This window comes from Rhizobium mesosinicum (assembly GCF_019511345.1).
GTDB classification, from domain to species: Bacteria; Pseudomonadota; Alphaproteobacteria; order Rhizobiales; family Rhizobiaceae; genus Rhizobium; species Rhizobium mesosinicum.
The window spans coordinates 47412-66323 of record NZ_JAEUAK010000006.1 but is presented as its reverse complement, the minus strand read 5'-3'; the positions used below and the strand labels follow the sequence as shown (position 1 = coordinate 66323).

General features: G+C 58.7%; 22 protein-coding genes. 8 read left to right on the top strand and 14 right to left on the bottom strand.

The annotated features are described in order from the left end of the window. Window position 1 precedes the first annotated feature (1 nt). The 3 genes from JNB85_RS17235 to JNB85_RS17225 form a co-directional block, all read right to left on the bottom strand. A complete protein-coding gene (locus JNB85_RS17235; RefSeq protein WP_223216523.1) occupies window positions 2-658 on the bottom strand; it encodes a thiamine diphosphokinase in 657 nt (218 codons plus the stop codon). 123 nt (window positions 659-781) lie between these two features. Further along, window positions 782-1456 (bottom strand): OmpW/AlkL family protein, encoded by a 675-nt coding sequence (locus JNB85_RS17230; protein WP_220335557.1) that lies wholly within the window; start codon window positions 1454-1456, stop codon window positions 782-784. A gap of 92 nt (window positions 1457-1548) precedes the next feature. Continuing rightward, the gene (locus JNB85_RS17225; RefSeq protein ID WP_220335556.1) at window positions 1549-2073 is read right to left on the bottom strand and encodes a MarR family winged helix-turn-helix transcriptional regulator; all 525 of its coding nucleotides are present in this window, start codon (window positions 2071-2073) and stop codon (window positions 1549-1551) included. A 116-nt stretch (window positions 2074-2189) separates the two neighbouring features. Here JNB85_RS17225 and JNB85_RS17220 point away from each other — a divergent pair, with 116 nt between their 5' ends. Together JNB85_RS17220 and JNB85_RS17215 are read left to right on the top strand one after the other, a co-directional pair. Then, window positions 2190-3731 carry an MDR family MFS transporter gene (locus tag JNB85_RS17220; RefSeq protein ID WP_220335555.1) on the top strand — a complete coding sequence of 514 codons (1542 nt, stop codon included), beginning with the start codon at window positions 2190-2192 and terminating at the stop codon, window positions 3729-3731. Window positions 3732-4110: 379 nt separating this feature from the next. After that, window positions 4111-5655, top strand: a complete 1545-nt coding sequence (locus JNB85_RS17215; RefSeq protein ID WP_220335554.1) for a M48 family metalloprotease — start codon at window positions 4111-4113, stop codon at window positions 5653-5655. A gap of 50 nt (window positions 5656-5705) precedes the next feature. Here the strand turns inward: JNB85_RS17215 and JNB85_RS17210 are convergent, their stop codons facing one another. The 5 genes from JNB85_RS17210 to JNB85_RS17190 all read right to left on the bottom strand — a co-directional run bounded on the left by JNB85_RS17210 (window position 5706) and on the right by JNB85_RS17190 (window position 11971). After that, window positions 5706-6569 (bottom strand): RNA polymerase factor sigma-32, encoded by an 864-nt coding sequence (locus JNB85_RS17210; RefSeq protein ID WP_007825441.1) that lies wholly within the window; start codon window positions 6567-6569, stop codon window positions 5706-5708. Window positions 6570-6945: 376 nt separating this feature from the next. Beyond that, entirely contained in the window at window positions 6946-7518 is a 573-nt protein-coding gene (locus JNB85_RS17205; RefSeq protein WP_113299540.1) for a CarD family transcriptional regulator, read from the bottom strand. A gap of 398 nt (window positions 7519-7916) precedes the next feature. After that, window positions 7917-8255, bottom strand: a complete 339-nt coding sequence (gene fdxA, locus JNB85_RS17200; RefSeq protein WP_183749818.1) for a ferredoxin FdxA — start codon at window positions 8253-8255, stop codon at window positions 7917-7919. 195 nt (window positions 8256-8450) lie between these two features. After that, the gene (locus tag JNB85_RS17195; protein ID WP_220335553.1) at window positions 8451-8855 is read right to left on the bottom strand and encodes an RNA-binding S4 domain-containing protein; all 405 of its coding nucleotides are present in this window, start codon (window positions 8853-8855) and stop codon (window positions 8451-8453) included. 2 nt (window positions 8856-8857) lie between these two features. Then, a complete protein-coding gene (locus JNB85_RS17190) occupies window positions 8858-11971 on the bottom strand; it encodes a helicase-related protein (RefSeq protein WP_220335552.1) in 3114 nt (1037 codons plus the stop codon). Window positions 11972-12265: 294 nt separating this feature from the next. On the opposite strand from JNB85_RS17190, the gene JNB85_RS17185 reads away from it, so the two are divergent. The 5 genes from JNB85_RS17185 (at window position 12266) to JNB85_RS30950 (ending at window position 13794) form a co-directional block, all read left to right on the top strand. Further along, window positions 12266-12544, top strand: coding sequence for a hypothetical protein (locus JNB85_RS17185; protein WP_220335551.1), 279 nt, complete (start codon window positions 12266-12268; stop codon window positions 12542-12544). Between the two features lie 283 nt (window positions 12545-12827). Continuing rightward, window positions 12828-12983: a DUF3309 family protein gene (locus JNB85_RS17180; RefSeq protein ID WP_017962528.1), complete on the top strand. Its 156-nt coding sequence runs from the start codon at window positions 12828-12830 to the stop codon at window positions 12981-12983. A gap of 26 nt (window positions 12984-13009) precedes the next feature. After that, on the top strand, window positions 13010-13264 hold the full coding sequence (locus JNB85_RS17175; RefSeq protein WP_192728800.1) for a YMGG-like glycine zipper-containing protein: 255 nt from the start codon (window positions 13010-13012) through the stop codon (window positions 13262-13264). Between the two features lie 192 nt (window positions 13265-13456). Next, the gene (locus JNB85_RS17170) at window positions 13457-13603 is read left to right on the top strand and encodes a hypothetical protein (protein ID WP_220335550.1); all 147 of its coding nucleotides are present in this window, start codon (window positions 13457-13459) and stop codon (window positions 13601-13603) included. 65 nt (window positions 13604-13668) lie between these two features. Then, a complete protein-coding gene (locus tag JNB85_RS30950) occupies window positions 13669-13794 on the top strand; it encodes a hypothetical protein (RefSeq protein WP_262928185.1) in 126 nt (41 codons plus the stop codon). Between the two features lie 2 nt (window positions 13795-13796). On the opposite strand, the gene phbB is transcribed toward JNB85_RS30950, so the two are convergent. Together phbB and JNB85_RS17160 are read right to left on the bottom strand one after the other, a co-directional pair. Further along, entirely contained in the window at window positions 13797-14522 is a 726-nt protein-coding gene (phbB, locus tag JNB85_RS17165) for a beta-ketoacyl-ACP reductase (protein WP_220335549.1), read from the bottom strand. Between the two features lie 64 nt (window positions 14523-14586). Next, entirely contained in the window at window positions 14587-15768 is a 1182-nt protein-coding gene (locus tag JNB85_RS17160) for an acetyl-CoA C-acetyltransferase (protein ID WP_220335548.1), read from the bottom strand. Window positions 15769-16002: 234 nt separating this feature from the next. Here JNB85_RS17160 and phaR point away from each other — a divergent pair, with 234 nt between their 5' ends. Continuing rightward, complete coding sequence (phaR, locus tag JNB85_RS17155) at window positions 16003-16575, top strand: polyhydroxyalkanoate synthesis repressor PhaR (RefSeq protein WP_220335547.1); 573 nt, start codon at window positions 16003-16005, stop codon at window positions 16573-16575. Here the strand turns inward: phaR and JNB85_RS17150 are convergent. The 4 genes from JNB85_RS17150 to JNB85_RS17135 all read right to left on the bottom strand — a co-directional run bounded on the left by JNB85_RS17150 (window position 16570) and on the right by JNB85_RS17135 (window position 18844). Then, window positions 16570-16977 carry a hypothetical protein gene (locus tag JNB85_RS17150; RefSeq protein ID WP_220335546.1) on the bottom strand — a complete coding sequence of 136 codons (408 nt, stop codon included), beginning with the start codon at window positions 16975-16977 and terminating at the stop codon, window positions 16570-16572. The genes phaR and JNB85_RS17150 overlap by 6 nt on opposite strands. A 144-nt stretch (window positions 16978-17121) precedes the next feature. Then, window positions 17122-17307 (bottom strand): 50S ribosomal protein L32, encoded by a 186-nt coding sequence (rpmF, locus tag JNB85_RS17145; protein ID WP_003543812.1) that lies wholly within the window; start codon window positions 17305-17307, stop codon window positions 17122-17124. A gap of 155 nt (window positions 17308-17462) precedes the next feature. Next, window positions 17463-18110, bottom strand: coding sequence for a glutathione S-transferase family protein (locus tag JNB85_RS17140; RefSeq protein WP_220335545.1), 648 nt, complete (start codon window positions 18108-18110; stop codon window positions 17463-17465). An 11-nt stretch (window positions 18111-18121) separates the two neighbouring features. Next, on the bottom strand, window positions 18122-18844 hold the full coding sequence (locus JNB85_RS17135; RefSeq protein ID WP_220335544.1) for a DUF1868 domain-containing protein: 723 nt from the start codon (window positions 18842-18844) through the stop codon (window positions 18122-18124). Between the last annotated feature and the right edge of the window lie 68 nt (window positions 18845-18912).

The window sequence follows — 18912 nt, the reverse complement described above, 5'->3', positions numbered from 1 at the left end:
ATCAGACTCCGGAAAGATCATAGGGCCGCGCGAACACGATGGCCCTGCCGCTGGCAAGCGAGAAGCGCACGGCGCCTTCCGCCACATTGGAAATGGTGCGCGACGAGCCGAAGGGCAAATGGAAGTCGGCGAGCGGATAGCGGGCATTTTCGATGAACAGGCCCCGCAACTCGCTGAAGCCCGGCACGGAAAACAGACTGCCCGGCGGAAGATCGACCTCCAGCGAGCCAGGGAGCAAGGGCACCGCCTCCTCACTGCCCGAGGTCAGGAGTATGTCGAAGCCTTCTTCCGCCAGCTCCACGGCATAGAGCAGATGTTGAAGCGCGTGGTCGGACCGTTCACCGCCCAGTGCACCCGCAAGGATCAGGCGCTTCGCACCACGCTCGATCGCCTCGGCAACGGCAATTTCACCATCCGTTGCAGCCTTTGCGGCTGGGTAGGGTTGGCGCGGCACGTCAGGAAAAGCACCGTCGAGATCGGGCGGTGTGGAGTCGAAATCACCAACCCATAATTCCGGCACCACGCCAAGTGCTGCCGCATGCCGCATGCCGCCATCAGCCGCGATGAACCGGCTCTCCCGCACGGCGTCGCGCAGACGATCCGTCAGGCTGAGTGCCCCGCCGAGCAGGATGGTGAAGGTGGATTGGCTCATGGGCATTGCCCATAGCGCAAACGAGGGGTGAAGGGGAAGAGGCGCCGCAGATCCGGCGCCTTTCCCTCAAAGCAAATTCCCGCAAAACTGTACGGCGGTTTGCGGCGGAAATTGCGTCAATCAAATGCTTTAGAAGCGATAGGTGACACCGGCACCGACCAGCCAGGGATCCAGTTTCGCCTTGCCGCTGACATCGGCACCGCCGACCGTCGCATCGAAATCCGGACGCAGGAAGATCTTCTTCACATCCAAGTTCGCACCCCAATGCTCATCGAACATGTAGTCGAAACCGGCCTGCAGCGCGACACCGAATGTATTCTTCACATCGAGGCTGTCGGCGCTCTTGCCGGACTGATTGTAGAAGACTGTATAGTTCACACCGGCACCGAGATAGGGCTGGAAGGCGCCGAAATCGGTGAAATGATACTGCAGCGTCAGCGTCGGGGGTAGCAGCCATGTCTTGCCGATTTCGCCAAGGCCGGCAATCGAGCCTTCGCCATGCACATTGGCATAGGTCGTGCCGAGAATGAGTTCCGCGGAAATATTGTCGGTGAAGAAATAGGAGATGTCAGCTTCCGGAATCACCGTGTCCGAATAGGAAAGACCGGATCCGGAAATACCGTCGACCGAACCGTTGTCGCGCGTGATCACGCCAAGCGCACGAAGGCGTACTTGCCATGGGCTTTGCGTGGCCATTGGCGAGCCTGCCGAAGGCGCCAGATCGGCCGAAAGCGCCGCATGCCCGAAGGATGCGAAAACGATAGCGGCAAAAATACCCCTCAACCGAAGCGGATGATGTTTCATGTGAATCTCTCCTGATGTCGTCGAACGAGGAGAGACTTAGGCTTGCCTTAGGCGGGTCGGCTTGAGCGAGATCAAACGCTCGGACTATTTTCTTAGCCCGGCGTGTCCTTGTCGCGGGAAAGGAAGATCGCCTCGTAGCCGCCGATGAATTTCTCGAACAGCCGCGAGAAAGTGTCGATCTCCTCCTGTGGCCAGTCCCGCACGACCTCGGAAACGAAGGCGAGCTTCTGGGCCCGGATTTCTGCCAGCAGATTCTTCCCGAGCGAAGTCATGACGACGACGATGCGCCGCGCATCCGCCTGCGAAGCCTCACGGCGCAGGACGTTGCGGCCCACCATATCCGACACGACGCGGCTTGCCCTCGACGGGTCGATTCGAAGCATCTCGGCAATGGCGCCGACCGTTACCTCGCCGTTTTCCTGCGCGCGGCGCACGGCATCGAGTACGTCGAGATGCGAGAGTTCCAGATCCGGCGCCACGCTCTGGATCGCCAGGCGGCCGATCAACCGGCGTCCTGTCATCATTCGCATGCGCGTCATCGTGCGGCCGATGCGCGGCACACTGTCCGAGGGATCATCAAGCTCGGTCGTTCTTGTCTCGGTCAAGGTCTCGTTCATGACGAAACCATAACAGACCGGAGTTTAAAATAAAATATGCCAACGTCAGTAATGTGCCATTGACAAATACATGACATCAGCACATAAATCGCCCGTATAACAGAAATGGCCATCGCATGGATATGCAACTTGCCCCCGCACCGCTCGTGACGGATCCCCGTCGGCGGCTTATCCTCTTCTTCTTCCTGATGACGGCCATGTTCATGGCGACGCTGGATAATCAGATCGTGTCCACCGCGCTGCCGACCATTGTCGGCGAGTTCGGCCATCTGGATCGCTTCGGCTGGGTCGGCTCTGCCTATCTGTTGGCGCTGAGCGCCGTTATGCCTCTTTACGGCAAGCTCGGCGATCTCTTCGGCCGCAAATATGTGATGATGACGGCGATCGCGATTTTCACGGTCGGTTCCACCGTCTGCGGTCTTGCGGTCTCCATGAACACGCTGATTGCCGCCCGTGTACTGCAGGGCTTCGGCGGCGGCGGCATCATGGTTTCGATCTTCGCCGTCAACGCCGACCTCTTCGAGCCGCGCGAACGAGCTCGCTATCAAAGTTATTCCAGCCTCGTCCTCATGGCCTCCGGCGCCATCGGTCCGGTACTCGGCGGCACGATGAGCGATCTCTTCGGCTGGCGCTCGATCTTCCTCGTCAATGTGCCGATCGGTTTCATCGTACTTACCGGCCTCGCCTTCATGCTGCCGTACCGCAAGCCGCATCGCCAGCCGAAGATCGACTATGCCGGCGCATTCTTGCTGGCGCTGACGACAACCAGCATCGTGCTTGCAACCGACAGCAGCGAACTTTTCGGTGAGCTGATCTCGCCGCAAAGCATTGGAATCGTCGCCTTCGGCGTCGTTTGCGCCATCGCCTGGGTAATCGTCGAGCGTCGCGCACCGGAGCCGATCGTGCCGCTGCCGCTTTTCCGCAATTCCACCTTCAGCCTGCTGCTTGTGATCTCGATCATGAGCGGCGCGATCGCCATCGGCATGGTCAATTATCTCGCGCTCTTCCTGCAGACGACGACAGGTCTTTCGCCGTCGGGCGCCGGTCTGCTCTTCATTCTGCTGACAGGCGGTCTCGTCTGCGGCTCTCTGAATGCCGGCCGCATCATTTCGAAAACCGGCCGCTACAAGCCGTTCGCCATCGCCAGCCTCACTTGCAGCGCCATCGCTTTTGCACTGATCTCGCAGGTTCATGCCGGCACACCGATAGCCTTCATCGGCGCGATCATGCTGCTGCACGGCATCGGTATCGGCCTTGCCCAGCAGGTTCCGGTCATCGGCGTTCAGAACGCCGCACCGGCCCGCGATGTGGGTGCCGCGACCGGCTCGGTTACGCTGTCGCGTATGGGCGGCGCCTCGATTGCCATCTCCATCTACGGTGCGATCATTGCGTCGCAGCTCGGCAGGCTCGGCTCCTCCATCCCGGGGGTGTCCAATATCGAGGAGTTGACGCCCAAAATGATGGCAGCACTTCCCGAAGCCAGCCGCCAGGCGGTGGCCAATGCTTACGCCTCCGCCTTCTCGCCGCTGTTCCTGACTTCCTGCGGCATTGCTTTGATCGGTCTGGTCGCCGCCATCATGCTGAAGCCGGTGCAGCTCCCCCGCGCGGGCGAACAGAAGACCGGCCAGACCAACGTCGCCGCAGAGGCCGCGGAGTAAGTACGGGTGCGAGGCCTGCGCCTCCTTAATGTAAGCCGCTCGATATCACTACCATTAATTGTATTCTTCGCGCAGACGTCATAGTTGCCCGCGTCGCTCGCCGTACTGACCGATTTTTTCCGCAGTGCCGTCGGAATCTGTACCTGCGATGGAACTTTCGCCATAATTTCATCGGAGCGAAAAGTGCCTCGACAGGCGAGGCATTGCCGAAATGCAACGGCGCCACATTTAGATGGAGTCTCGCTATGCAACCCATGCGGAAATCGGCTACAGCAAAGACGTGGATCGGCCGATTGTGCAGCGCGAGAACCGAGGCGGAAGCCTATTGAATTTTCCTGGCAACGGCCGGCCCGACGATGCGGCAGACCGGCGACTTAAAATGATGCGGAGAGACAGACTGGACAGCATGACGACGTGGAAATCGCCCGCGCTTTCCAGTGATGCCTTTTTTGCGCCGCGCCGCTGGGTGCGCCGTCTCCTGTTGCTGTCGGCCTGCGCCGTCGCGCTCAACGGCTGCGAGTCGTTGATCCAACAATCCTATCAGCCGACCGTCGGCCCTTCGTCTAATCCGCAAATTGTCGATGAAGTACAGAAGAACGACCCGCGCGCCGCCATGGGCGCCCGTGAGCATCCGCGCATCGTCGCAAGCTATGGCGGCGAATACAAGGATGCCAAGACCGAACGCCTCGTCGCCCGCATCGCCGGCGCGCTGACAGCCGTATCGGAAAATCCGAGCCAGTCCTACCGCATCACCATCCTGAATTCGCCCGCCATCAACGCCTTCGCACTGCCGGGCGGTTATCTCTATGTCACCCGCGGCCTGCTGGCGCTCGCCAACGATGCCTCGGAAGTTGCGGCCGTGCTGTCGCACGAGATGGGTCACGTCACCGCAAACCATGGCATCGAGCGGCAGAAGCGCGAAGAGGCGGAAGTCATTGCCAGCCGCGTCGTCGCCGAAGTGCTGTCTAGCGATATAGCCGGCAAACAAGCACTTGCCCGCGGTAAGCTGCGTCTTGCCGCCTTCTCCCGGCAGCAGGAACTGCAGGCCGACGTCATCGGCGTGCGCATGCTCGGCGAAGCCGGCTATGATCCTTATGCCGCCGCCCGTTTCCTTGATTCCATGGCTGCCTATAGCCGCTTCATGTCGGTCGATCCCGAGGCTGACCAGAGCCTGGACTTCCTGTCGAGCCATCCGAATTCTGCTCAGCGCATCGAGCTTGCTCGCAGCCACGCTCGCGCTTTCGGCCAGGAAGGCGCAGTCGGCGACAAGGGCCGTGACTACTATCTCGATGGCATCGATGGCCTTCTCTACGGCGACAGTCCGGAAGAGGGCTATGTGCGCGGCCAGACCTTCCTGCATGGCGGCCTCGGCATACGCTTCGACGTGCCGCCCGACTTCAGCATCGACAACAAGGTCGAAGCCGTCATGGCAACCGGCCCGAACGATATCGCCGTCCGCTTCGATGGCGTGGCCGATAACCAAAACCAAAGCCTCACGAACTACATTTCCAGCGGCTGGGTTACCGGCCTCGATCCGGCGACCATCCAGCCAATCAACGTCAATGGCATGGAGGCTGCGACCGCGCGCGCTACCGCCGACCGCTGGGATTTCGACGTCACGGTCATCAGAAACAACAATCAGATCTTCCGCTTCCTGACAGCGGTGCCGAAAGGCAGCCCGTCGCTGGAGCCGACGGCAAACGTTCTGCGCGCAAGCTTCCGCCGTATGACGCCGGATGAAGCGGCTTCGCTGAAGCCGTTGCGTGTGCGGGTGGTCATTGTCCGCCCTGGCGACAACATCACCACGCTCGCCTCCCGCATGATGGGCACCGATCGCAAGCTGGATCTCTTTAAGCTTATCAACGCCTTGCCGACGGGTGCTGCCGTTTCTCCCGGCGACCGCGTGAAGATTATTTCCGAGTAAAAAAAGGCCCGGCTTAGGCCGGGCCAGTCTGTGCTGCTGGATAATTCCTCTCAGGCATAAGCTGCCATATGCGGATCAGCGCTGACGAGCGCCGTACGAAGCTTTTCCATCGCCCGGCTTTCGATCTGGCGCACGCGCTCTTTCGAAATGCCGAGGTCGGCGCCGAGCTCTTCGAGCGTCGCTCCGTCTTCGGCGAGGCGCCGCGCGCTGATAATCTTCATCTCGCGTTCGTTGAGATGCTTGAGGGCAGACGCAAGCCAGACGCGGCGCCGCTCCCCGTCGATCATGTTGGAGACTTGCTCATCCGGCAGCGGTTCGTCGCTGACGAGGAAATCCATCTTTTCCGCACTGTCGGCATCACCCGAGACGGAGGGCGCCTGCAATGAGGCGTCGTTGCCGGAAAGGCGCGCATCCATGGTCTGCACGTCGGCAAGGCTGACACCGAGGGCAGCGGCGATTTCCTGATGAATGGATTGCAGTGTTAACTGCGTATCGCCCTTTGCAAGCTTGGCGCGCAGGCGCCGCAGATTGAAGAATAGTGCCTTCTGGGCCGAACTCGTACCGCCGCGTACGATCGACCAGTTCCGCAGGATATAGTCTTGGATCGAGGCGCGGATCCACCAGCTTGCATAGGTGGAAAAGCGCACATCGCGCGCCGGTTCGAACCGAGCCGCGGCTTCCAGAAGCCCGACATAACCTTCCTGTACGAGATCGCTCATCGGCAGGCCGAAATTACGGAACTTGCCTGCCATGGAAATGACGAGGCGCATATGCGCCATAGCGATCTGATTGCGGGCGCCTCGGTCTTCATGATCCTTCCAGCGAATGGCCAGATTATGCTCTTCTTCACGGGCTAGATAGGGAGCCGCCATTGCTATTTTGATCATGCGCCGATCTGCAGACATGTTCTTCATATTGCTCTCCTAAATGGGCCACGTCCCTGAAAATGAACAAGCAAACACCGTTTCCGGACACCACTGCGCCGGAGCAAACTGGATCTTGAATGCATGAAGGCCCCCTCCTGGACTTTTCAGGAGGAGGCCCTATTTCTCATCGTGTGCCGGCAAGACGGCAGAGCTGGATCTGTTCCTTGAGATTGCCCGAACGGCAAATTCTGGAAAACATGATCCGCTCCTCATCAAATTTGACAGCTTCGGCGAAGTCAAACCGAGCTCTGTGAGCGCCGGCTAGAATCCACATTACTGCCTATCAACGTCGTAACGGCGAAAAAGTTCCAATAAAAAACCCGGCACGAAGGCCGGGTTTTTTATCAGTATAAACAACGCGCTATTAAGCGGCTTCATCCTGCGAGTCATCTTCCTCGATTGCCTTGCCGCGCTTCGGACCCTTGTTGAGGTTGGTTTCTACGAGGCGAACGGCTTCGGTTTCAGACATCTTGTTGACAGCAGCAATTTCGCGGGCCATGCGGTCGAGCGCAGCTTCATAAAGCTGGCGTTCGGAGTAGGATTGCTCCGGCTGGTTCTCCGCACGGTAAAGATCACGAACGACTTCTGCGATGGAAATCAGGTCGCCGGAATTGATCTTGGCATCATATTCCTGGGCGCGACGGGACCACATGGTGCGCTTGACGCGGGCTTTGCCCTGCACGACCTTGAGGGCGCGTTCAACGAAGTCGGTCTCGGAAAGCTTGCGCATGCCGATGCTCATAGCCTTCGCCACCGGAACCTTCAGACGCATCTTGTCCTTTTCGAAATCGATGACGAAAAGTTCAAGCTTCATGCCGGCGACTTCTTGCTCTTCGATAGCCGTGATGGTACCGACACCGTGTGCGGGGTACACGATCGATTCACCAGTCTTGAAGCCGTGGCGTGCGGTAGAAGGTTTTTTCTGCTGGATGGTCATTCTAATCAAAAACTCCCTGTTACGCTTCCGGCGGCGGCCGGAGCCGGGTCAGTCAGGCCCGGATGAGACGGTTAAATCCGTCGGGTGACTTCACTCTGGTTCCACCAGACAGAAGCAAAAGATATCCCCGCGCGCGATCTTGGGATCCGACAGCTCAACTTATTGATAAGTCACGGAAACCGCGGTACGGGATTTGTTCTACTTTCGTGATGGTTTCGGGCATGCGTCATGCCACAAATGGAACAGTGTGGTGAACCTATCACAAAAATATGAGGAAATCAATAATTTGCTTAACGTGAGTCATGTGGGCAACACATAGCCCCCATGTGACTCACGCTCAATTTGAAACGTTTAACCTGTCGCTGAACGCGGCTTCAACAGCGTTGCATGCCCGAATTTCAGTCGCCGCTGCCGGGCTTTTCCGAGAAGTATTTTTCGAATTTCCCCGTCTCGCCGTCCAATTCCTTTGCCCCGGCCATCGGCTCTTTCTTGACTGTGATGTTCGGCCAGATGCCTGCATATTCGGCGTTGATCTTCAGCCACTTGTCGAGACCCGGCTCGGTATCGGGTTTGATCGCCTCGGCCGGACATTCCGGCTCGCAAACGCCGCAGTCGATGCACTCATCGGGATGAATGACGAGGAAATTCTCGCCCTCATAGAAACAGTCGACGGGGCAGACTTCGACACAGTCGGTATATTTGCAGCGGATGCAATTGTCGGTCACGACATAGGTCATGAAGAACTCCAGGATTTCCATGCGGGCGGGGCCGGGCAACCTGGAACGTCGCGCCTGTCCCCTAAGCCGGAGAGAAAGCGTAGACAGGCTTGGGAGGCAAGCACGCTACCCGGCAGGTTGTGTGTGACGTATCGGCTTTACGGCAGGATTTCAAGGACAAACGATCTTCGAAAAGCTGCCGGCGGGAAGAGTTTTCTAATCCTCGTCCGACATGAGCCTGTCGATTGCGCGCCGTTCCTTTTTCGTCGGTCTTCCGGAGCCCTGACCCCGGATAGCCTGCTCATAGGGGGTGAGGCGTTTTGCCTCATCGGCTGGCGGCGACAGATCCTCATAGAGCAGCTTCGCCTCGTCATAGGGCCCACGCCGCTCGCCGGGCAGCCGGACGACGAGAATGACGTCCCGTCGTTCCAGCGTCAGCTCGACGCGATCGCCCACCTTGACTGTTTGACTCGGCTGCGCACAACGCGTCCCGTTGATGCTGACGTGACCGGACTGGATATGGCTCTGTGCCAGCGAGCGCGATTTCACTATGCGTGCGAAGAACAGCCACTTGTCGATGCGCTGGCGCGAACCGCTTCCTGGCTGTGTCTCTCCGCCCATGATTATTTCTTCATCTGCTCCTTGAGCGCGGCAAGCTTGGCGAAGGGCGAATCCGGATCGATCGGCTTCTCCTTGCGCGGCGGCTTGGCCTCGAAGCGCAGCGGCTGTGAATTGCCGCGATTGTTGTTACGGTCGTTGCGATCGCCACGATCCTTGCGGTCACCGCGATCCTGACGATCGCCGCGCTGCTCGTTGCGGTCATTGCGCGCATGCTGAGGCCTGCCCCCATCACGATTGCTGCCTTCCCGGTTGCCGGCGCGATTGCCGCCGTCCCGGTTGCGATTGCCGTCCCTGCTCTCGGCGCTTTCACCACCGCCCTGACGGCGGTTGTTGCGCTCACCGCGGTCCTGACCCTGCCCTTGGCCCTGTCCGCCACGGCGGTCGCCATGGCCGCGCGCCTGGCGCTGGTTTTCGTTGCGGCCACCGAGGCGCCACAGGAGAACCGGCTTCGGTTCTGCAGTCTCGGCCTCGCCGGCTTCCGCCGAACCTTCGGTGGCTGCAGGCGTTTCCACAGACACAGGTGCAGCTTCGGCGGCCGTTTCTTCCGAAGCGCCGTCCGCGTCGTCATGGTCGGCCTTTTCAGCCGCTTCCTCCGCCACGGTTTCGGGCGCGGCAGAGGGAGCGGATGCTGCATCCTGCGTTGCAAGGAATACGGCAGCTTCTTCGGCCCTCACGGCGTCGGCACGGTAGCCGAGACCCTTGAGAATCTCTTCCATATCTTCGAGCGTCGCGCCGAGAATGGATAGCATCGCCGTCGTCGTCGTGAAGCGGCGACCGTCATAGGCGCCTTCCGGACGGGTGCCCTGGCCCGGCTTCCACTGCAAGAGCGGACGGATGAGATCCGCCAGGCGCTCCAGAATATCGATGCGCACGGCACGCTTACCGAGGAAACGGAAGCCCGCAAGCTTGTAGAACATTCGCTCGAAGCTCGGATCCGTGACCACAGAGGTGCGGCCGGCGGCAAGCACCGGAATAAGATCGCCGTAACCCGGCTTGTCGAGGCCGTCATTCTTCAGCGCCCACAGCAGGGTGATGAGCTCCGCCGGCGCCGGCTTCAGAAGCGCCGGCACGAAGATATGATAGGCGCCGAAGCGGATGCCGTAGCGGCGCATGGAGGCGCGCGCATCCTGATCCAACGACTTCACTTCTTCCGTCACATCGCGGCGGAAGAGCACGCCGAGATTCTCGACAAGCTGGAAGGCGAGCCCTTTGGCAAGGCCCTGGAGGTCTTCAGCGCGCGACAGGTCCTCGAGCGACTTCAGAACCGTGCTGATATGATGATTGACGAAACGTTCGATACGAGCGGCGACATGGTCGCGCGCATTGCCCGTGAGTTGCTCGTCGGCGAGCAGGATGACGCGCGGACGCATCACATGGTCGCTGCCCGATAGGCGACCGACGGGATCGCCGAGCCAGCGGACCAGCCCATCCGACCCGATCGCCAGATCGGCGTTGCCCGCGGCATGCAGGCGCGCAGCGCGAGCTTCGAATTCGAGAGCAAGCGCCTTCTGCGACGCAGCCTGAACCGCCTTGGCGTCCGGCCCGTCCGTTCCCCCAACAGGCGTGAAACGGAACCCGGTCAACTGCCCCACATGATGTCCTTCAACAAAGACATCGCCATTCACACTGATTTCAGCTTCCAGCATCGCATTCTCTCTCAGGCGCTTCATGAGCACAGATGTCCTGCGATCAACAAAGCGTTTCGTCAACCTTTCATGTAACGCGTCGGACAATCGATCTTCGATTTCCCGCGTCTTTTCCTGCCAGTGTGTCGGATCGGCAAGCCAGCCGGGCCGATTCGATACATAGGTCCAGGTTCTTATCTGCGCGATTCGCGCCGAAAGCGTGTCAATTTCTCCATCTGTACGATCCGAACGGTGAACCTGCTCTGCAAGAAATTGCTCGTTCACCGTGCCATAGCGCACCAGATCGGAAAAGAGGGTAGAAATAAGATCGGCATGTTGCGCGGGCGTTATGCGCCGATAGTCCGGTAAAGCGCAAGCCTCCCAGAGCTTTTCGACTCGCGCCGGGGTATTGGCGAGATCAACAATTTCCGGATAACGCGACAGATGTTCGAGCGCCTGCTGGTCGACCGCCGGCAATGCCCGCGTCAGACCCGGTAAGCGCGGACCGGTATCGAGGCTTGCCCGCAGTGATTGTATCGTGGAGAAATCGAGATCCTTGGTCCGCCACTGCAAAACCTTGACGTTGTCGAATTCGTGGCCCTCGATGCGCTGCACGAGCTCCTCGTCGAACGGTGAAACCTGACCGGTTACGCCAAAGGTACCGTCGCGCACATGGCGCCCGGCGCGGCCCGCGATCTGGCCGAGTTCGCCGGGATTGAGATTGCGGAACTGATAACCGTCGAACTTCCGGTCCTGCGCGAAGGCCACATGGTCGACATCGAGGTTAAGACCCATGCCGATCGCATCAGTTGCAACGAGATATTCGACATCGCCTTCCTGATAGAGCGCCACCTGCGCATTACGGGTGCGCGGGCTGAGAGCCCCGAGCACGACGGCCGCACCGCCGCGCTGGCGCCGGATCAGTTCCGCGATCGCGTAGACTTCGTCGGCCGAGAAGGCAACGATCGCCGAGCGCTGCGGCAGCCGCGTGATTTTCTTCTGCCCGGCATAAAGAAGGTGAGAAAGCCGCGGCCGCTCCGTGACCGTTAGCCCCGGCAGAAGCTGCTGCAGGATCGGCCGCATGGTGCCGGCGCCCAGCAGGAGCGTCTCGTCACGGCCGCGCAGATGCAGGATGCGGTCTGTGAAGATGTGGCCGCGCTCGAGATCTCCCGCGAGTTGCACTTCGTCGATGGCGACGAAGGCTGCCTTGGTTTCCCGCGGCATCGCTTCGACCGTGCAGACGGAAAAACGCGCATTCGGCGGCGAGATCTTTTCTTCGCCGGTCACCAGCGCCACGTTATGGGCGCCGACCTTTTCGACCACACGCGTATAGACTTCACGTGCCAGCAACCGGAGCGGCAGGCCGATGACACCCGTGCCGTGTGCCACCATGCGCTCGATCGCGTAATGGGTTTTGCCGGTATTGGTCGGCCCGAGCACCGCGGTCACGGCGCGCCCGCTCAGTATCATCGGCTGCGAAGTCAGGGTCATATTCCATGCAAGTGAGGCGGTAACGCCCCAGGGTCAAGTCGGAGATGCGGATGAGGCAGGAGAACACATGGACAGCCGAAGCTCCAAACGCAAGGGCAGATTTGAAATAGACTTTGCATCGCGAACGGAAGTTATAGCCCGTTAAGTCCTTGATTTAAGATTCGGAACAGCTTGAGAACGAATCGGAGACGAATCGCTGACTCCGGCTGATTCAGCTTTTGTTCACGGCTAAGTATTGATTTTGAATCACTTTTTTCCACTAGATGCTGAATCGGCGAACTTGCCTGAAAACGAATGTCGGCAACCGCGATTAACGCTTCTTGCTATTTGCAAAAACAGCAAGAAGCGATCCCGAAATTAACGCTTCGATCAAAGCCGGAACGAATCGGAGACGAATCGCTGATTGCGAAGCTTTCCCTTTTCGTTCACGGCGAGATGTTGTGGGCGTTTTCACCACCGACACAAGATGCGGATCCGGAGTTTTCCGAAGCCGTTCCAACTGCCCGGATCGCATTAATCTTCTGCATGCCGAATTTACGGAGTTTAAACCGTCTGGAATTGGTGAGCCGATGAAGGGTCGCGGCTGATCAAAGCTGGAACGAATCGCTGACGAATCGGAGACATTTTCATTTTCCTGCTTTGTTCACCGCAACATATTGTAATAAAAAAGGATTTTAACCATATCGCAAAATGGCCGATATTATTTCGCCGACTTGCTTTGTGGGGCACCGGCTAAAGTCGGCTCCTTCACAACGGCCGATAACGCCACCTTAATATTCCAGGAGCTTAGCCGGAACAAAAATCGCGGACACGTGTTTATAGTCCAGTTGAAATGAGGATGAGGCAGGACAACACCATGCTTGGCACGATACTTCTTATTATCCTTATTCTGTTATTGATCGGCGCCTTGCCGAATTGGGGTTATAGCCGTGGATGGGGCTATGGACCTTCCGGTGGTTTGGGGTTAGTTCTCGTCATCATAATCATTCTTGTATTGATGGGCCGAATATAAAGGCCAATAACCTGGGGAGTTTAGACATGAAAAAGATCATCCTTAGCTGCGCTCTCATTGGCGCTCTCGCCTCTTGCACCCCAACGGAGCAGGGCACGGCGATTGGTGCGGGCACGGGCGCCATCATCGGCGGCGCTGTCTCCAACAGTTGGGGTGGCGCGGCAGTCGGCGCAGTTGCCGGCGGTCTGACAGGCGCACTGATCGGCCAGTCTGTTGAACGCCGTGGCTACTGCATCTATCGCGACCGTTACGGTCGCCGCTACGAAGCGCGTTGCCGCTAATCAGCATCGGCCCGTCGGAAATTTTTAACGGGCGCTTCGGCGCCCGTTTTTCTTGAGCGCTTTTGTCGTCAACTAAGCGTTGACGATTGGTCACTGAAGTCAAATCTTCCGCGCCGCCAGAACCCAGCGCATATTCCTTTCAACATCGCAGGGCAGAGCATGTGCCGCCCGTGATTGGAAAGGAACGCTACCATGGTCCAGATTTTCCTGAATTCCGCCGTCGCCGTCCTGATCGCCTCGGCCCTCCTCACGACGGCAGTCGCCGCCCTCCGCAGCCAGGACCGTTCCGTCCAGAAAGTGCCCGTCAAAGCCAACGGACGGCGTCATCAAAACGCCTGACAGCATCAATTCCCGAGCCGCGCGACAGCAATTATGCGAGCGCCCGTCCGCAGAGAGATATGATCATGAACAAGATCGTGGCAATCGCCGCCCTGATCACCATTACCCTCGCAGCATATGGCGCATCTGCCGGCCCTTATGACAGCGCCGGCAGTTCCCCGAGCAATTACGCCCACAGCCGCAAGAAATAGGGTTAGACGAAGAACTGACCGCCATTGGCCGTCAATGTCGAACCGGTAATGAAACCGGCATCGTCGGAAACGAGGAAGGTTACGCAGCGCGCGATTTCCTCGGGTTCACCAAGGCGTCCGACCGGGATTTGCGGAATGATCCTCTCATTCAGCACCTTTTCCGGCACCGCAAGAACCATCTCCGTCCCTATATAACCGGGGCAGATGGCATTGACGGTGATGTTCTTGACCGCACCTTCCTGGGCAAGCGCCTTGGTAAACCCGAGGTCGCCGGCTTTGGCGGCAGAATAATTCACCTGCCCCATCTGGCCCTTCTGGCCATTGATGGAGGAGATATTGACGATGCGGCCGAAGCTGCGGTCACGCATCCCATTCCAGACATGGTGTGTCATGTTGAAGAGGCCGGTGAGGTTGGTATTGATCACCTCATGCCATTGCTGGGCCGTCATCTTGTGAAACATCGCATCGCGCGTGATGCCGGCATTGTTGACCAGGATTTCGACCGGGCCGAGCTCGGCCTGGACCCTTGCAATACCTTCCCCGCAGGCAACATAGTCGGACACGTCCCACTTGAACACCGGCACGCCGGTAACATCATGAAATGCCTTGGCCTTTTCATCATTGCCGGCATAGTTGGCAGCAACCTTATAGCCGGCGTTCTTGAGTGCCATCGAAATCGCCGCGCCAATACCGCGCGTACCCCCCGTGACCAGAGCCACTCTGCTCATGTTCCGCTCCCCTGTTGTCAGCCCGCTCTAAGTTAGGTCTGATGAAACATGCATCGTACGCTATTTACATTGCCTCAAAACACATTGCGACACCCATGCCGCCGCCAATGCACAATGTCGCAAGGCCTTTCTTCGCGCCGCGGCGCTTCATCTCGAAGAGCAGTGTGTTGAGGACGCGTGCACCGGACGCGCCGATCGGATGACCGATCGCAATCGCGCCGCCATTAACGTTGACGAGATCGGGATCCCAGCCGAGATCCTTGTTGACGGCGCAGGCCTGGGCCGCAAACGCCTCATTGGCCTCGACGAGATCGAGATCGCCGACGGACCATCCGGCCTTTTCCAGCGCTTTGCGGGAGGCCGGGATCGGGCCAGTGCCCATGACCTGCGGATCCACGCCGGCCGTTGCCCAGGACGCGATGCGGGCAAGCGGCTGGATACCGCGTCGCGACGCTTCCGCTTCACTCATCAGCACCGCCGCGGCAGCGCCGTCATTGAGACCGGAAGCATTGGCCGCCGTTACCGTGCCGTCCTTGTCGAAGGCAGGCCGCAGCTTGCCCATAGCCTCCAGTGTCGCCCCATGGCGGATATATTCGTCTGCATCGACGGTCACATCGCCCTTGCGGCCCTGAATGACGAAGGCAACAATTTCGTCCTTGAAACGGCCAGCCTTCTGCGCGGCTTCAGCCTTGTTCTGCGAGCCGACGGCGAACCGATCCTGGTCATCACGTGAAAGCTGCCACTGACGCGCGATATTTTCAGCGGTAACGCCCATGTGATAACCGTAAAAGGCGTCGGTCAAACCGTCCTTGATCATGGTGTCGATCATCTTCATGTCGCCCATCTTCACGCCGCCGCGCAAATGCGCGGCATGCGGCGCCATCGACATGGATTCCTGACCACCGGCGACAATGATCTTCGCATCGCCAAGCGCGATCTGCTGCATGCCGAGGGCGACGGCGCGCAGACCGGAGCCGCAGAGCTGGTTGACGCTCCAGGCCGTCGCTTCCTTGGGAACGCCGGCCTTCATTGCCGCCTGGCGGGCGGGGTTCTGGCCTCCAGCGGCCTGCAGGACCTGACCGAGAATGACCTCGTCCACGTCTTCAGGAGAAACACCTGCCCGCTCCAGGGCGCCCTTGACCGCAGCGGCGCCGAGCTCGTGAGCGGGAATTGTGCCGAAAGCACCGTTAAAGGAACCGACAGCGGTGCGCGCTGCGCTGGCGATGACGACGGATGAACTGCTCATGGGGTGGTTTCCTCGTTTCTCGTCACACATATAAGCGGAAACTGACAAAGCTGCAGGCGCAAGTCAAATGCCAAGACCTATTCCACTAATTGCTGCAGCGCCCTCGAATGGATTTATCCGTACAGGGGAAGGGCTTGCCGCATCGCACAAAGAGATTGTCACCGCCCTTCTTTTGCGTCTACAGTCTCTGGTGGAGGAGTATCCATACAATCAGACGGGGTTCGGGAGACTGATATGGCGAAGACTGAGGGTCAGATCGTAATCAAGAAATATGCCAATCGCCGCCTCTACAATACAGGCACCAGCACCTATGTGACGCTGGAAGACCTGGCGGAGATGGTGAAGAAGGGGGAGGATTTTGTCGTTCAGGACGCCAAAAGCGGTGACGACATCACGCATTCGGTATTGACCCAGATCATATTCGAGCAGGAATCGAAGACCGGCAACACGCTGCTTCCGATCTCCTTCCTGCGTCAGCTGATCACCTATTACGGCGACCAGATGCAGATGGTCGTTCCGAGCTTCCTGGAACATTCCATGCGCGCCTTCACGGAACAGCAGTCGCAAATCCGTGAGCAGGTAAACCGTGCCTTCGGCGAAACGCCGCTCGGCAAGAACCTGCAGCTTCCCATGCAGATGATCGAGGAGCAGGTCCGCCGGAATACCGAGATGTTTCAGCAGGCCATGCAGATGTTCTCACCCTTCATGACGCCGCCACCAAAGGAAACCCGCAAGGCGGAAGCCAAGGACATCGACGAGCTGAAGGAACAGCTTCGCGCGCTGCAGAACAAGCTCGACAACCTATAGGCCGATGGAAACGTCCCGGCCGGCACTGCGGATCGAGACTGCAAAGCCGCCGATCACGTCGATCAGCGCAATGATCATCATGATGAAGAAGACCTGGGTCGCTGCATCCTGGACGAGAAGAAACTCGACCAGGAAGGCGATGAAGACCAGCATCGACAGCATATGGTTGATGAGATTGCCGGAGCCATTCCGGGTCGCCTTCAGGATCTCGAAGAAAAGTACGACGAGCGCCACGACGATGAAGAGATCGCCGAGCGCCATGCTCCAGATTGCGCCAGAAAGCATGGATAGCACGATCACGTCGTGCTGGAGCGAGGGAATTCCGCCGCCACCCATCACGCCTAGCATCGCCAGATTGTAAAGAATAAGTGGAATAACCATCAGCGGCATTGCAGTAATCATGCAGAATGTCTCCCTGATCTCTAGGGAATACTGCCTGACATCACCGCCTCACTTCAAGGCGCTGAAGATTATAATATCTTGAAAAAGAAAAAGGCCGGCGTCGAGCCGGCCTTCAAAGCTTCATCGGAGAAGCCGCATAAAAAATTACGCGCTTTCCTTCGGCGTCAGAACCTGACGGCCACGGTACATACCGGTCTTCAGATCGATATGGTGCGGGCGGCGCAGTTCGCCGGAATTCTTGTCTTCGACATAGGTCGGAGCCTTCAGCGCATCAGCCGAACGGCGCATGCCGCGCTTGGACGGGCTCGTTTTTCTCTTCGGTACAGCCATTTCTCTTACTCCACTTGCGGGCAAAACATTCCCACGGCCAGACTGGCGGCCGAAACGGACATGTCGCGATTTCGGAATTTTGCGCGCTTATACATGCAAGGGGCGGCCTTGACCAGTCCCCATATGTATTTTTTGCGATGCCTCCGATTCTCCGTTTAGACTTCGTCTTCCTGCACGATCCACGGCTCGGCGCGGGCTGCTTCTTCCCACTTCCGCCAGGCCGGATGCGCCTTCATCGCGCTCATATAAGCCAGAATATCTGCGCTGCTGACGAGATCATAGATATCGAAGCGGTTGACGACAGGCGCAAACATCGCGTCCGCGCCGCTGAATGCACCGAAGAGGAACGGCCCGCCGGATTTCTGCAGTAGGTCGCGCCAGATTGTCTCGATGCGACTAATATCTGCAGAGACGCCGTCAGGAAGCGCGATCTTGCCCTTTGGCCGGCGAATATTCATCGGGCAGGCGCTGCGCAGCGCCCGGAAGCTCGACATCATCTCCATGGAAACCGATCGAGCAAGCGCCCGCTCACCCCGATCGTTCGGCAGCAGTCCCGCTTCAGGATAAAGCTCTGCCACATATTCGATGATCGCAAAGGATTCCCAGATCTTCAGCGCGCCATGCTGCAGCATGGGCATGCGACCGCTCGGCGAGACAGCCTTGATGTTGGGATTTCCGCTCAGATGGTCGAGGGGGATTAACACCTCTTCGAAATCGATGCTGACGCCCGTCAGCGCCATCCATGGTCGAAAAGACCAAGAAGAGTAGTTCTTATTGGCGATGTAAAGCGTCAACTTGTCCATAGCACGTCCTGTCAGGGTTCGAAATCGAAGATCAGTAGTTCGTGGAAATGGTTCATGTCCTCAAATACGCAGAAGGCCGGCGGGCCGAGTTCCAGCACAGGCGCCTTGTTGCGAATATCCTCTGTCACCTTGTCGAGCATCGCCTGCCAGCGTGGCAGCGCCTCGTCCTCCAGCCGCTCGATTGCATAGGCGAAGGTCATGTGGAACTTGTAGTCCTCATGGTTGGGTTGGCGGTAACCCAGGAGACTGGCGAATGCATCGCGCCATGCGCGCATTACCTTGCGATCGTCTTCGGTCGCCCCTTCGACAAGCAGGCCGGACGGGCGGGCGTTGACGATCGCCACCTTGAAGGGCCGAAACATTGAGAAACCTTCAAGCCGAGCCGCCATAAGCTCGGTCATATCCTCAATCGGCGTTTCCAGCGGAATATCGCCCGGCCAATAATCCTGTTTGCGGCGACCTTCGATAACACCCTCAAAGAGCGTCATGTGGATGCTGGTAATCGGCGTAAAGAGGAACTGCGACGCTTCCGGCATCGCCAGATATTTCTCACGTGCCTCGATCAGCACCTGTTGCGTTTCCGATCCCTTGACCGGATGGCAGACGACCGTATTGCCGGGTTCGGGCAGGAAACCGCCGACCTTGCGGTAACGGGTGCCGAGATGCGCTGGCGGAATGGGATTATGGCTCTTCGAATACTGAAGGAGCTCGGGCGAAAGTGTCGTTGGCGTCATGGGCGACTCGGGGCTTGATGGCTGATGCATTCGCCCATATGGCAGTACCAAGAATGTCAGATGACGCT